Annotated in this window: 12 protein-coding genes; 5 read left to right on the forward strand and 7 right to left on the reverse strand. The window is 67.6% G+C overall.

Annotated elements, in window-relative coordinates; translation table 11 throughout:
• Positions 1-2 precede the first annotated feature (2 nt).
• Entirely contained in the window at positions 3-245 is a 243-nt protein-coding gene (locus N788_RS00530) for a DUF6587 family protein (protein WP_051924193.1), read from the forward strand.
• Positions 246-330: 85 nt separating this feature from the next.
• Here N788_RS00530 and N788_RS00535 read toward each other — a convergent pair whose 3' ends face one another.
• The 7 genes from N788_RS00535 to N788_RS00570 form a co-directional block, all read right to left on the reverse strand.
• Entirely contained in the window at positions 331-819 is a 489-nt protein-coding gene (locus N788_RS00535) for an REP-associated tyrosine transposase (protein ID WP_160171896.1), read from the reverse strand.
• 148 nt (positions 820-967) lie between these two features.
• A complete protein-coding gene (locus N788_RS00540) occupies positions 968-2575 on the reverse strand; it encodes a carboxyl transferase domain-containing protein (RefSeq protein WP_034219930.1) in 1608 nt (535 codons plus the stop codon).
• A 97-nt stretch (positions 2576-2672) separates the two neighbouring features.
• Entirely contained in the window at positions 2673-3035 is a 363-nt protein-coding gene (locus tag N788_RS13660; protein WP_051924194.1) for a hypothetical protein, read from the reverse strand.
• Positions 3036-3130: 95 nt separating this feature from the next.
• Complete coding sequence (locus N788_RS00555; RefSeq protein ID WP_034219933.1) at positions 3131-3511, reverse strand: hypothetical protein; 381 nt, start codon at positions 3509-3511, stop codon at positions 3131-3133.
• 186 nt (positions 3512-3697) lie between these two features.
• Positions 3698-4873: a thiolase family protein gene (locus tag N788_RS00560; RefSeq protein WP_034219934.1), complete on the reverse strand. Its 1176-nt coding sequence runs from the start codon at positions 4871-4873 to the stop codon at positions 3698-3700.
• A gap of 150 nt (positions 4874-5023) precedes the next feature.
• On the reverse strand, positions 5024-6181 hold the full coding sequence (locus N788_RS00565; protein ID WP_034219936.1) for an isovaleryl-CoA dehydrogenase: 1158 nt from the start codon (positions 6179-6181) through the stop codon (positions 5024-5026).
• A 69-nt stretch (positions 6182-6250) separates the two neighbouring features.
• Positions 6251-7351: a Glu/Leu/Phe/Val dehydrogenase dimerization domain-containing protein gene (locus tag N788_RS00570; RefSeq protein ID WP_034219939.1), complete on the reverse strand. Its 1101-nt coding sequence runs from the start codon at positions 7349-7351 to the stop codon at positions 6251-6253.
• Between the two features lie 492 nt (positions 7352-7843).
• On the opposite strand from N788_RS00570, the gene N788_RS00575 reads away from it, so the two are divergent.
• The 4 genes from N788_RS00575 to N788_RS00590 all read left to right on the forward strand — a co-directional run bounded on the left by N788_RS00575 (position 7844) and on the right by N788_RS00590 (position 14680).
• Positions 7844-8494 carry a hypothetical protein gene (locus N788_RS00575; protein ID WP_034219941.1) on the forward strand — a complete coding sequence of 217 codons (651 nt, stop codon included), beginning with the start codon at positions 7844-7846 and terminating at the stop codon, positions 8492-8494.
• A gap of 51 nt (positions 8495-8545) precedes the next feature.
• A complete protein-coding gene (locus tag N788_RS00580) occupies positions 8546-10102 on the forward strand; it encodes a tetratricopeptide repeat-containing sulfotransferase family protein (protein WP_034219943.1) in 1557 nt (518 codons plus the stop codon).
• A 15-nt stretch (positions 10103-10117) separates the two neighbouring features.
• Positions 10118-10837 (forward strand): tetratricopeptide repeat protein, encoded by a 720-nt coding sequence (locus N788_RS00585; protein ID WP_051924195.1) that lies wholly within the window; start codon positions 10118-10120, stop codon positions 10835-10837.
• 99 nt (positions 10838-10936) lie between these two features.
• Positions 10937-14680 carry a methylmalonyl-CoA mutase family protein gene (locus N788_RS00590; RefSeq protein ID WP_034219944.1) on the forward strand — a complete coding sequence of 1248 codons (3744 nt, stop codon included), beginning with the start codon at positions 10937-10939 and terminating at the stop codon, positions 14678-14680.
• The last annotated feature ends 1 nt before the right edge of the window (position 14681 follow it).

Raw genomic sequence — 14681 nt, forward strand, 5'->3', positions numbered from 1 at the left:
CCATGAGCCCGCAGCTGCAAGCGCTGTTGGTGGCGATGATCGTGCTGGCCTGCAGCCTGTCGCTGCTGCGCCGCCTGGCGCCACGCACGGCCTGGCAGGCGCAGGCGCGGCTGTCGTATTTCCTCGAACGCAGCGACCGCCCGGCCTGGCTGCGCCGCCTCGGCCAGTCCCTGCGCCCGCCGATGCAGGCCAGCGCCGCCGCCTGCGGCACCGGCGGCTGCAACACCTGCAACACCTGCAAGTAGCACCTTGATCTCTGTAGGAGCGCCTTCAGGCGCGAATCTTTTGACTTTGCTTTGGCAAAGCAAAGCTTCGCGCCTGAAGGCGCTCCTACAGGAGGGATGTGTCGGTGAGCCAGGCGGCGTCCCAGAAGGGGTAGTTGCCTGCGCGATCCGCCAGCCCGGCGCGCAATGGGTTTCCCACGAGGTAGCGGGCTACGGCGCGCAGGCATTCATCGTTCCTGATGGCCCGGTCATGGAAGCCTCGGGACCATAGGGCACCTGTGCGGCCTGTCATGAGGTTGAAGCTTGAAGCGGTTGCGCCCTTTGCCTGTCCAACAACCTTGGACAACTCGCCGGAACATTCAAGCACCAACAGGCCATGCCAATGGTCGGGCATCAGCACCCAGGCCATAAGCCGGGCCTTCGGCCAAGTCGAGGGTTCGCTGACCAGGCGGGACATGGCGGCACCTGGCTCCCAATCCCTGAAAACCCGCTCGCGCCGATGCGTGGTGAAGGTCAGGAAGTAGGCTTGCCCACTCAAGGAGCGACGGCCTTTGCGGAGCGACGCCTGGCCCGGTGTATTCAGGAGGAATGGCATGCCACCAGCATGCAGCGCCACCTGCCAGGAGCCCATCGGAGCCCATCCACATTTTTTGTAGGAGCGCCTTCAGGCGCGAAGCTCTGCTTCGCCAAAGCAAAGTCAAAAAATTCGCGCCTGAAGGCGCTCCTACAGGGGTGGGGCCGGGTTACATGCGGAAGACGCCGAAGCGGTCTTTTTCGATGGGGGCGTTGAGGCTGGCGGAGATGGCGAGGCCCAGGACGCGGCGGGTGTCGGCGGGGTCGATGATGCCGTCGTCCCAAAGGCGCGCGCTGGCGTAGTAGGGGTGGCCCTGGTGTTCGTACTGGTCGCGGATGGGGGCCTTGAAGGCTTCTTCCTCGTCGGCGGACCAGGTCTTGCCGGCGCCTTCGATGCCGTCGCGCTTGACCGTGGCCAGGACGCTAGCGGCCTGTTCGCCGCCCATCACCGAGATGCGGGCATTGGGCCACATCCACAGGAAACGGCCGCCGTAGGCGCGGCCGCACATGGCGTAGTTGCCGGCGCCGAAAGACCCGCCGATGACCACGGTGAACTTGGGCACGTGGCTGCAGGCCACGGCGGTGACCATCTTGGCACCGTCCTTGGCGATGCCGGCGTTTTCGTATTTCTTGCCGACCATGAAGCCGGTGATGTTCTGCAGGAACACCAGCGGGATGTCACGCTGGTTGCACAGTTCGATGAAGTGCGCGCCCTTGAGCGCGCTTTCGGCGAACAGGATGCCGTTGTTGGCGATGATGCCCACCGGGTAACCGTGGATGTGCGCAAAGCCGCAGACCAGGGTCTTGCCGTAGCGCGCCTTGAACTCCTGGAACTCGCTGCCATCGACAACGCGGGCGATGACCTCGCGGATGTCGAAGGGCCGGCGGGTGTCCTTGGGGATGACGCCGTAGAGCTCTTCAGCCGGGTAGAGCGGTTCGCGCGGCGGCAGCACGGCCACCGGCAGCTGCTTGCGCCGGTTGAGGTGCCGGACCACGTCACGGGCGATCTGCAGCGCATGGCGGTCGTTTTCAGCGAAGTGGTCGGCGACGCCGCTGACGGACGTGTGCACCTCGGCGCCGCCAAGTGATTCGGCGTCCACCACTTCACCGGTGGCGGCCTTCACCAGGGGCGGGCCGCCCAGGAAGATCGTGCCTTGTTCCTTGACGATGATCGATTCGTCGCACATCGCCGGCACGTAGGCGCCGCCGGCCGTGCAGCTGCCCATCACCACGGCGACCTGCGGGATATTCTTCGCGCTCAGCCGGGCCTGGTTGTAGAAGATGCGGCCGAAGTGCTCCTTGTCCGGGAAAACCTCGTCCTGCAGCGGCAGGAAGGCGCCGCCCGAATCGACCAGATAGATGCAGGGCAGGTGGTTTTCCAGCGCCACTTCCTGGGCCCGCAGGTGCTTCTTGACCGTCATCGGGAAGTAGGTGCCGCCCTTGACGGTGGCGTCGTTGGCGACGACCACCACCTCGGTGCCATGCACGCGGCCGATGCCGGTGATGACGCCGGCGGCCGGCGCGGCGCCGTCGTACATGCCCTCGGCGGCCAGGGCCGACAGTTCGAGGAAGGGGGAGCCGGGGTCGAGCAGGGCGGCGATGCGCTCGCGCGGCAGCAGCTTGCCGCGTTCGGTGTGCTTCTTGCGCGGCTTCTCGCCGCCGCCCAGGGCGACCTGGGCCAGACGCGCCTCCAGGTCCTGCACCGCGGCGCGCAGCTGCGCGGCGTTGTCCTGGAAGGCCGGGTCGCGGGGATCGATGTGGCTGCTGAGGATGCTCATGCGCTCGGTTCTTGGGGCAATCCCCCGAGTTTAAGCGCCCCGGCAAAAAAAAACCGCCGGCACGGGGCCGGCGGTTTCCTTGGCGACGCTGCGGGGATCACTCCTCGCCGGCGGCGGCCTCTTCGTCGGTGGTGATGGCTTCGTCGGCGTTCTCGGCGGCTTCGTTCGCCGCGTTCTCGATGGCGTCACCGGCATTTTCCATGGCGTCCTTCATTTCGTCGCCGGCTTCTTCCATCTCGTCGCCCATTTCGTCCATGGCGGCGTTGGCTTCGGCAGCGGCTTCTTCCATGTTGGCTTCGGCGTTGGCGGCGGCGGCCTCGGCGATGTCACCGGTTTCTTCGGCGGCGTTCTCGATCGCGGCGCCGGCTTCGTCGGCTTCCTGCTCGGTCTGCGGGCTGCAGGCGGCCAGGCCGAAGGCGAGGGCGATGGCGGAAGCAAGTGCAAGGGTCTGGGTGCGCATGTCTGATGTTCCTTTAATTATGGTTTTCGCGACCAGTGTCGGTCGCCGTTGGGCAGCATACCCGTGTCGAAGGGCAAGTGCGATTCAGTGCTGTATCAGTCGTTGCCTTCGGCGGCTTCGTCGGCGGCCTGTTCGGCCACGTCCGCAGCTTCCTCGGCGATGTCTTCGGCCTGCTCGGCCATGTCGGCAGCAGCGTCGGCCATTTCCTCGGAACCCGCGGCAACCGCGTCGGCAGCGGCGTCGGCAGCGACGTCGGCTGCGTCAGCAGCGACTTCGGCCGAGCTGGCCGCGGCATCGGCCGCAACTTCGGTGGCAGCGTCGGTGGCTGCCGCGGAAGCTTCGGCGGCCTCCATGGCCGCGTCGTCGGCGGCCGCGGCGGCGTCTTGAGCTGCATCGGCCGCCTGCTCAGCTTGGTTGGAGCAGGCTGCCAAGGCCAGGCCGAGGGCCGTGGCGAGCAGCATCTTGTTCAGGGACATGGATGAATTCCTCGTCTGGACGTAGGGAAAACAAAACGTGTTCGGAATGAACACGCCGACAAAATCATGTCAGGAACTGAACGGGAGTCAAGCGGTCGCTTGTTTTAACTAAAATTGAACGAATTACTGATCAGGACTAAACAAGCCCTGTGAACGGGCGCCCCGCGGTGCGGGGCGCCCCGGCGCTCAGGCGAGTTCGATCGCCAGCGCGGTCGCTTCGCCGCCGCCGATGCACAGGGCGGCCACGCCGCGCTTGCCGCCACGGCGCTTGAGCGCATTGACCAGGGTCACCACCAGCCGGGCGCCGGAGGCGCCGATGGGGTGGCCCAGGGCGCAGGCGCCACCGTGCACGTTGAGCTTGTCGTGCGGCACGCCCAGCTCCTTCATCGGGGCCATGGCGACCACCGCGAAGGCTTCGTTGACCTCGAACAGGTCGACGTCGCCGACCTTCCAGCCGGCCTTGTCCAGCACCTTCTGGATCGCCGTCACCGGGGCGGTGGTGAACCACTCGGGCGCCTGGGAATGCGTGGCGTGCGCCACGATGGTGGCGATCGTGGCCAGGCCCTGGGCCTTGGCGGCTTCTTCCGAGGCCAGCACCACGGCGGCGGCGCCGTCGTTGATCGACGAGGAGGCCGCGGCGGTGATGGTGCCGTCCTTCTTGAAGGCCGGGCGCAGGGTCGGGATCTTCTCGATGTTGCAGCGGCCGGGCTGTTCGTCGGTGTCGAACACGACGTCACCCTTGCGGCCACTGACGGTGACCGGGGCGATTTCGTCCTTGAACGACCCATCGGCCTGCGCCGCCAGGGCGCGGCGCACGGATTCGGCGGCGTAGGCGTCCTGCTCTTCGCGGCTGAAGCTGTACTTTTCGGCGCACTTCTCGCCGAACACGCCCATGGCCTGCTTGTCGTAGGGGTTGACCAGGCCGTCCCAGGCCATGTGGTCGAGCATCTCGGTGCTGCCGAACTTGGTGCCGGTGCGCGAGTTCATCAGCAGGTGCGGCGCGTTGGTCATCGACTCCATGCCGCCGGCGACGACGACGCTGGCCGAGCCGGCCTTGATCAAGTCGTGGCCCATCATGATGGCCTTCATGCCCGAGCCGCAGACCTTATTGATGGTGGTGCAGCCGGCGGAGATCGGCAGGCCGGCGCCCAGTGCCGCCTGGCGGGCGGGGGCCTGGCCCAGGCCGGCGGGCAGCACACAGCCCATGATGACTTCATCGACCTTGTCGGCGGCGATGCCGGCCTGTTCAACCGCAGCCTGGATGGCGGTGCTGCCCAACTGGGTGGCGGGCACGCCGGTGAACTGGCCCAGCAGGGCCCCGAGGGCGGTGCGCTTGGCACCGGCGATGACGACCTTGGACATGACGACTCCGGGAGGTGTGGGGAATTCCCCATTATATGCCGCCCGCCAAGCCCCGGTAGGAGCGGCTTCAGCCGCGAAGCTTCTGATTTCGCCCTGGTTGCCGGGCCCTGGAAAAGATTCGCGCCTGAAGGCGCTCCTACAAGGGGGCGCTCAGCCGCGGTCTTCGAACAGTTCGCGGCCGATCAGCATGCGGCGGATTTCGTTGGTGCCGGCGCCGATGGCGTAGAGCTTGGCGTCGCGCAGGATCCGGCCGGTGGCGTATTCATTGATGTAGCCATTGCCGCCCAGCGCCTGGATGCCTTCCAGGGCGACCTGCACCGCCGACTCGCTGGCGTGCAGCAGGCAGCTGGCGGAATCGACCCGGCTGGCGTGGCCGGCGTCGAAGTCGCGCGCCACCTGGTAGGCGAACGCCCGGGACGACTGCAGCGCGGTATACATGTCGGCGATCTTGCCCTGCATCAGGCCGAAGGTGCCGATGGCCGCGTCGAACTGCTTGCGCTCGCGCACGTAGGGCAGGGCGATGTCCAGCGCCGCCTGCATCAGCCCCAGCGGGCCGCCGGTGAGCACCAGGCGCTCGGTGTTGAGGCCGCTCATCAGGACCTTCACGCCCTGGTTCACTTCGCCCAGCACGTTTTCCGCCGGGATTTCGCAGTCCTCGAACACCAGCTCGCAGGTGTTGGAGCCACGCATGCCCAGCTTGTCGAGCTTCTGGGCGGTGGAGAAACCCTTCATGCCCTTCTCGACCAGGAAGGCGGTCATGCAGCGCGAGCCCGCGTCCTTGCCGGCGGTGCGCATGTAGACCACCAGCACGTCGGCCTCGGGGCCGTTGGTGATCCACATCTTGTTGCCATTGGCGACCCAGACGCCGTCGCGAAGTTCGGCGCGGCAGCTCATCGAGCCGACCACGTCGGACCCGGCGCCCGGCTCGGACATCGCCAGCGCGCCCTTGGACTCGCCGCTGCACAGCTTGGGCAGGAACTTGCGACGCTGCTCGTCGCTGCCGTTGGCGTAGAGGTTGGCCACGCACAGGTTGCTGTGCGCGCCGTAGCTCAGGCCGACCGAACCCGAGGCGCGGGAGATTTCCTCCATCGCCACCAGGTGGGCCAGGTAGCCCATGTCCGAGCCGCCGAATTCCGAGGGCACGGTCAGGCCCAGCAGGCCCATCTCCCCCAGCTTGGGCCACAGGTCCTGCGGGAAGGCGTTGTCTTCGTCGATCTGCGCCGCCCGCGGGGCGATCTCGCTGTCCGCGAAGCGCCGGACGGCGTCGCGCAGGGCGTCGAGGTCTTCACCGAGGGGGAAAGGGCGCATGGACGACTCCGTGTCTGTGGGTAACGCAATGATGACCGGGCCGCCGTGGCGGCCCGGTCAAGGCCGGGCTCAGTTGCCCCGGCGGCCCTGGAAGCGCGGCGCGGCGGCGCCCAGGTGCGGCAGGCGCAGCTTGCCGATGGCGGTGATGCGCTCTTCGGCCATGCGGTCGGCGGCCTTGTAGGTCGGGATCTTGTCGCGGTCGGCGATCTCGAAGATGCGGCCCAGGTTGTAGTAGATGGTGCGCATCATGCGCATGGCGCGCTCGCGGTTGTAGCCGTCGATCTCGAGCGAGACGTTCATCAGGCCGCCGGCGTTGACGGCGTAGTCCGGGGCATAGAGCATGCCGCGCTTTTCGAGCTCGACGCCGATTTCGTCGTTGGCGAGCTGGTTGTTGGCGGCGCCGCAGATGACCTTGCACTTCAGGCGCGGCAGGGTCTGTTCGTTGATGGTGCCGCCCAGGGCGGTCGGCGAGTACACGTCGGCGTCGACGTCGTAGATGTCGTCCAGGGCCACGGCCTCGCAGCCGAACTCATCGACGGCGCGCTGCACGGCGGCCTTGTTGATGTCGGTGACGAAGACCTTGGCGCCGCGCTCGCGCAGCAGCTTCACGAATTCCATGCCGACGTGGCCGACGCCCTGCACGGCGTAGGAGTACTTGCCCACGTCTTCGTCGCCGAACTTCACCTGCAGCGAGGCCAGCAGGCCCTGCAGGGTGCCGTAGGCGGTGAACGGCGACGGGTCGCCCGAACCACCGTGCACCTGGTGCACGCCGGTGACGTAGTCGGTTTCGCGCAGCACGTATTCCATGTCGTTGACGTCGATGCCGACGTCCTCGGCGGTGATGTAGCGGCCGCCCAGGGAGTTCACGAAACGGCCGAAGGCGCGGAACAGCGCTTCGGACTTGTCCTTGTTCGGGTCGCCCCAGATCACCGCCTTGCCACCGCCCAGGTTCAGGCCCGACACGGCCGCCTTGTAGGTCATGCCGCGGCTCAGGCGCAGCACGTCCTTCAGGGCCTCTTCCTCGGAGGCGTACGGCCACATGCGCGTACCGCCCAGGGCCGGGCCCAGCACGGTGTTGTGGATCGCGATGATGGCCTTCAGGCCCGCGTCCTTGTTGTGGCAGAACACCACTTCCTCGTGGTTCGAGGTCGAGATGGTTTCGAAGATCATGGAAGGCTCCGGTCTGGCGGACTGCGCGGGGCCGGGGTCGGCGCCTCGTGCGATCAAACTTGAAATAAAGCCCGCAAGTTATTGAATTTAATGGCCTGCAATATGCAATCGCAGGGCCTCGCCGGCTGGCGGCGCGGCGTAGTGTAAAGCAAACGCTCTAGCCGGGCAGGGCCGTGCGTGGCGGGTCGCCCGGGTACGTCCGTCGGCCAGGACGGACCGTCCGGCGGTGGCGCCGCAGCGGCATGGCCGATGCGCCCCGGTCCCGGCGTTGGTCTAAGTGCTTGGCGGTTTTGTCTCTCCCCGGAGAACCGCCAGCCTCCAACCCTAGAGCAGGGTTCGTTGGGCGACCACCGCGTGGTCGCCCTTTTTTTTTGCAGTTCTCTGTGGGAGGGACTTCAGTCCCGAATCTTTTGATTTTCGGCCTTTGGCAAAAAAGCTTCGCGCCTGAAGGCGCTCCTACAGGGTTCAGGGCCTTGGTTTAGACTGCCGGGCATGGCCGAATCCACCCGCGTCGACGATCTGCCCGGCACCTTTGGTTATGGCGCCGGCGTGCTTTACGGCCTGCCGCAGCCGCCGCGCTGGATGGGCGAGGTCGGGCCGGACCTGAGCAAGGTGCTGCTGCTGATGGCCGGCGGTGAGCTGCTCTACGGCCACCTCACCGGGCTCGACTGGGAAGGCGGCAACGTGCTGCTGCGGGCCAAGGACGAGACCCTGGTGCACCCGCTGTCGGACCTGCGCGGGATCCTGCTCAGCGGCGAGGCCCGGCTGGGCCGGGCGCCGGTGGCACCCGTCGGCACCCTCACCAGCACCCTGAACTACCGCGACGGCGGCGACTGGATGCTGCAGGCGCACGCGGTGCACGTGGACCTGTTCGGCGCCGGTTTTTTCACCATCGCCGAGAGCCGGCTGCAGGCCGTGTTCGTGCCCTGGCGGGTGCTCACCGACAACGAACTGAAGCTGCGCTCGGGCCTGTCCGACCACCAGCGCGCCCGCATCCAGCGCGAGGTCGCCTTCCGCCGCGGCGCCGACATCGACCGCCTGGAAAAGGCCAGCCTGAGTCGCGTCCCGGGCGAGGTTCGCGACGATGCCGACGTCCGGCGCAGCGCGTTTGCCAAGGCCTTCTGCAAGGCCCTGGGCGGTTGAGCACGCCTTGACGCATTGCCAGCGCCGGCACGCTTGCCGGACACTTCGCCCATGACCACCGATGACGCCCTGGCCACCTGGCAGGCCGCCGAACAGCTGCGCGCGCGCGGCCAGGCGGTCCAGGCCGGCGAGGCCTACACCCGCCTGGCAACGCACCCGGACTGGGTCGCGCCGGCCCGCCTGCGGCTGGCCCAGGGCGCCCTGGACCGGGGCGACCTGCGCGAAGGCGTGGCCCAGGCGCTGCTGGCCCGCGACGCCGACGAGTCCGACCCGGTGGTGCTCGAAGCCATCGTCGACCTGCTGTGCCAGGTTGGCGAACTCGAGGCCGCCCTGGCGTTGGCGCAGTCGCCGCCCCTGGTCGAGGCGCCGGACCCGGCGGTGCAGCTGGGGGTGGGCCAGCGCCTGCAGGCGCAGAGTTTCCCGGTGCAGGCCCAGGCCTTCCTGAAGCGGGCCCGCAAGCTGGGCGCGGACAGCCCGGAACTGCATTACCAGCAGGGCCTTTCGGCGCTGTACGCCGGCGAGCACGACGCCGCCGAAGCGGCCTTCGAAGCCTGCCTGGCGCGCCAGCCGCTGCACGGCGGCGCGCACCGGCAGCTGGCCAAGCTCTGCCGCGCCACGCCGGACAAGAACCATGTCTCGCGCCTGCGGGCCGCGCTGGCGGCGATGCCGGCCGACTACCCGGACGCACCGCCCCTGCACTACGCGCTGTTCAAGGAACTCGACGACCTCGGCGACATCGACGCCGCCTGGCAGGCGCTCGAGGCCGGCATGCGTGCCCGCCGCCAACAGGTGGCCTTCGACCCGGCGCAGGAACAGGCCGTGTTCGACCGCCTGATGCAGGTGGACGGGCAGGGCGCCGCTGCCGTGGCCGACGACGGCCCCGCGCCGGTGTTCATCCTGGGCCAGCCGCGCTCGGGCACCACGCTGCTCGAACGCATCCTGGCCGGCGCCGACGACGTCGCCGACGCCGGCGAGCTGCGCGACTTCGGTTTCCAGGTGCGCTGGTGCTGCAACCGGATGGGGCGGCCCGGCCCGGACCTGGCCCTGCTGGAGGCGGCCGCGAACATCGATGAGGCCGAGCTGGGCCGGCGCTACCTGTCGCACACGCAATGGCACGCCGGCGGCAAACGCCTCTACACCGACAAGCTGCCGGCCAACTTCCTGTGGCTGGGCCACATCGCCCGGGCGCTGCCGCAGGCCAGGTTCCTGCATCTGGTGCGCGACCCGATGGACGTGGGCTTTTCCAACCTCAAGGAATTGTTCGCCGACGCCTATCCGCACAGCTACGACCAGATCGAGATGGCCGGCCACCTGCGCCGCTACCAGGCCTTGATGGCGCACTGGCACGCGGCCTTCCCGGGCCGGATCCTGGACGTGCCCTACGATGCGCTGGTGACCGAAACCGAGGCGACGGCGCGTCGCGTCTTCGCTTTCCTGGATTTGCCCTGGCAGCCCGGCGCGGCCGACATCGCCGGCCGCACCGGCGCCGTCGCCACCGCCAGCGCCGTGCAGCTGCGCGAACCGGTTCACGCCCGGTTCCTGGGCCAGTGGCGACGCTACGAAACCCGGCTGCAGCCGATGCAGCAAGCCCTTTCCCTTGAATCCTGACCCACGGAATCCACCATGCGCACCTTGCTCCTGCCCCTGCTGCTTTCCCTTGCCCTGACCGCGAACGCCGACGACGCGCCGGCCGGCGCCGCCGCGTTCAAGCAGGGCCAGTCGCTCTACGACAAGGGCAAGCAGGCCGAAGGCCTGGCCAAGCTCGAAGCCGCAGCCGAGGCCGGCCACGCCCCGGCCATGGCGATGCTGGGCTGGCTGTACATGAACACCGCCGAAGGCCTGCCCGAGCGCGACGTCGAACGCGGCCTCGCCTACTACCGCCAGGCCGCCGAAGCCGGCAATGCCGAAGCGGCCAACAACCTGGCCATCCATTACACCCACGCCATCGGCGTGCCCCTGGACAAGACCCTGGGCCTGCAGTGGTTCCTGCGCGCGGCGGCGCTGGGCCATGCCCCGGCGATGACCTCGATCGGCCTGTTCCACGAAACCGGCACCGTCGTGCCCGCCGACCCGGCGCAGGCGCAGGACTGGTACCACAAGGCCGCCAAAGCCGGCGACGCCCAGGGCATGTACAACCTGGGCATGTTCCTGGCCCGTGGTGTCGCCGGCCCGGCCGACCCCGAGCGTGGCCGCAAGTGGCTGCAGGCGGCGGCCGACAAGGGCGAGCCGGCGGCGAAAGAAGCGCTGGCCAGGCTCGAGGCGGGCGAGCCGTTGGTGCCGGCCTCGGCCGACGCCGAGGGCGAGCCCGCGTCCGAAACTGGCCAGGACGCCGGTTCCGACTAAGCCCGGGCGCGCCGGGGCGGCGCGGGGCGGGGGTTAGGGCGGACCATACGGTCGGCGCTACAATCGGGCGTATCCGTCTTTCGTTTGCGAGACCGCCCCATGAGCACGCCCGCCAACCAGCTTCCCGACCGCGATCCCGAGCGCAGCCCGCTGCGTTTCGTCACCGCCGCCAGCCTGTTCGACGGCCACGACGCCGCGATCAACATCATGCGCCGGCTGATCCAGGCGCAAGGCGTGGAAGTGGTGCACCTGGGCCACAACCGCAGCGTCGAGGACGTGGTGCGGGCCGCCCTGCAGGAAGACGCCGACGGCATCGCGCTGTCGAGCTACCAGGGCGGCCACACCGAATACTTCAAGTACATGGTCGACATGCTGCGCGAGCGCGGCGCCGGCCACATCCGCGTGTTCGGCGGCGGCGGCGGCACGATCACGCCCGAAGAAATCAGGGAGCTGCAGGACTACGGGGTCGAGCGCATCTACCACCCCAACGACGGCATGCAGATGGGCCTGGTGGCGATGATCGAAGACCTGGTGCGCCGGACCCGGGAAGCCAAGGACAAGCGGGCCAAGGGTGAGCCGGCCGACGGCAAGGGCAAGTCCGCCAAGGCCAGGAAGGACAACGGCATCAGCCCGCGCGTGGACATCGACGACGAAATCGCCGTCGGCAAGATGCTCACCGCGCTGGAACAGGAAGCCATCGACGAATCCCAGCTGGCCTCGATGCGCAAGGAATGGCAGCTCGCCGGCGGCAAAACCCCGGTGGTCGGCCTGACCGGCACCGGCGGCGCCGGCAAGTCCAGCGTCACCGACGAGCTGATGAACCGGTTCCTGCAGCACTTCCCGGAGATGCGCATCGCGGTGATCTCGGTCGACCCGACCCGCCGCCGCACCGGTGGCGCGCTGCTGGGCGACCGCATCCGCATGAACTCCCTGCGCAGCCCGCGCGTCTTCATGCGCTCCATGGCCACCCGCCGCCAGCACGTGGCCACCAATGCCGTGCTCAAGGACTGCGTGGCCTTCCTGCGCGCCCAAGGCTACGACCTGGTGATGGTGGAAACCGCCGGCATCGGCCAGTCCGACTCCGAGATCGTCGACCTGGTCGACTTCCCGGTGTACGTGATGACCAGCGACTTCGGCGCGCCCAGCCAGCTCGAGAAGATCGACATGCTCGACTTCGCCGAGCTGGTGGTGCTCAACAAGTTCGACAAGCGCGGCGCCGAAGACGCCCTGCGCGACGTGCGCAAGCAGTGGAAGCGCAACCGCGTCGCCTTCCAGATGAAGGACGAGGACGTGCCGGTCTACCCGACCATCGCGAGCCAGTTCAACGACCCCGGCGTCACCTGGATGTTCGCCAACCTCTGCCGCCTCTTGAGGGAAAAGCTCGGGACTAAAGTCCCTCCCACAAAGGACGGCGACTCCCCTGTGGGAGGGACTTCAGTCCCGATAGGCTCCAGCCGCTGCGACTTCGCCCCCGAAGCCGACGTAGACGAAAAATCCCCACGCGCCACCGTCCTGATCCCCGGCAACCGCACCCGCTACCTGGCCGAGATCGCCGAGCAGGGCCGCCAGGTCAACGCCAGCATCGAAAAGCAGGCCGAAGCCGCCGAGCGCGCCCAGCACTACTACGAATCCCTGCGCGAACTGGGCGACCCGGACCTGCCCAAGCCGCTGGAACTGTTCGACCCGCACCACCTGGTGGTGCCCCAGCCGGGCAGCAGCGGCGCCCAGAAGGACGCCGCGCAGTGGCCCGACTGCGGCGAACGCCGCCAGGGCCTGCCGGACCGCCGCAAGATGGTGTTCCAGTGGGAGCGCCGCCAGGGCGCCGCCAGCGGCGACAACCCGAACGCGCCGCAGGTCAGCGTCGACCGCAGCCTGGTCACCCTGCGCCAGCGCTACAACGACGCGGTGAAGGCGCTGAGCGCCAATTCGATCAACCTGCTGCGCGAATGGCCCGAGCGCCTGAAGTCGATCACCGAAGAGGTGACCGAATACACCGTGCGCGGCAAGGTCATCCGGGTCGAGAACTACCGCGAGTCCCTGAGCCACCAGAAGATCCCGAAGATCGCCGGCCCGCAGTGGAAGAGCTGGGGCGAACTGCTGGTCTTCCTGGGCAAGGAAAACCTGCCCGGCCATTACCCCTACACCGGCGGCGTGTATCCGTATCGCCGCACCGGCGAAGACCCCATCCGCATGTTCGCGGGCGAGGGCACGCCCGAGCGCACCAACCGCCGCTTCCATTACCTGAGCAAGGGCCAGCCGGCCGCGCGCCTTTCCACCGCTTTCGACTCGGTCACGCTGTACGGCGAAGACCCGGCCGAGCGCCCGGACATCTACGGCAAGATCGGCAACTCCGGCGTCTCCATCGCCACCCTGGACGACATGAAGAAGCTGTACTCGGGCTTCGACCTGTGCGCGCCGACCACCAGCGTGTCGATGACCATCAACGGCCCGGCGCCGATGATCCTGGCGATGTTCATGAACACCGCCATCGACCAGCAGGTCGAGAAGTACCTGCGCGAAGACCAGAAGCGCTGGGACGACGCCCACGCCAAGATCGAGAAGTTCTTCGAAGGCAAGAAGCGCCCCGAATACAGCGGCGAAGTGCCCGAGGGCAACGAAGGCCTGGGCCTGGGCCTGCTGGGCGTCACCGGCGACCAGCTGGTGGACGCGGAAACCTACGAGCGCATCAAGACCCAGACCCTGGCCACCGTGCGCGGCACCGTGCAGGCCGACATCCTGAAGGAAGACCAGGCGCAGAACACCTGCATCTTCAGCACCGAATTCGCCCTGCGCATGATGGGCGACATCCAGCAGTACTTCGTGGACAACAAGGTCCGCAATTTCTACTCGGTGTCCATCAGCGGTTACCACATTGCCGAAGCCGGGGCGAACCCGATTTCGCAGCTGGCCTTCACGCTGAGCAACGGTTTCACCATCGTCGAGTACTACCTGGCGCGCGGCATGCACATCGACGACTTCGCGCCCAACCTGAGCTTCTTCTTCAGCAACGGCATGGACCCGGAGTACACCGTGATCGGCCGCGTCGCCCGCCGCATCTGGGCAAGGGCAATGCGCGAACGCTACGGCGCCAACGAGCGCAGCCAGATGCTGAAGTACCACATCCAGACTTCCGGCCGCAGCCTGCACGCCCAGGAAATCCAGTTCAACGACATCCGCACGACCCTGCAGGCCCTGTACGCGCTGTTCGACAACTGCAACAGCCTGCACACCAACGCCTACGACGAAGCCATCACCACGCCCACTGAAGAAAGCGTGCGCCGGGCCGTGGCCATCCAGATGATCATCAACAAGGAGCTGGGGCTGAACTTCAACGAAAACCCCTGGCAGGGCAGCTTCGCCGTGGAGCAGCTGACCGACCTGGTGGAAGAGGCCGTCTACAAGGAGTTCGAAGCCCTAAGCGAGCGCGGCGGCGTACTGGGCGCCATGGACACCATGTACCAGCGCGGCAAGATCCAGGAAGAAAGCCTGTACTACGAGCACAAGAAACACGACGGCAGCCTGCCCCTGGTCGGCGTCAATACCTTCCTGCCCAAGGACCACGCCGGCGAGGTAATGACCGAGATCGAACTGATCCGCTCGACCCCGGAAGAGAAGGGCGCCCAGATCGCCAATGTCCGGACCTTCCAGGCCGCGAGAAATTCTCTCAGTGCCCCCGCCACGGCGTCTTCCGGCGCGAAAAACCCCCTAAGCTACCTCCAGACCACCGCCCGTGACCGAAAGAACATCTTCGCCGCGTTGATGGAAGCGGTGAAGACCCACAGCCTCGGACAGATCAGCCATGCGCTCTATGAGGTGGGTGGGGAGTATCGGCGGAATATGTAGC

The sequence above is a fragment of the Arenimonas donghaensis DSM 18148 = HO3-R19 genome (genome assembly GCF_000743535.1).
Classification (GTDB): domain Bacteria; phylum Pseudomonadota; class Gammaproteobacteria; order Xanthomonadales; family Xanthomonadaceae; genus Arenimonas; species Arenimonas donghaensis.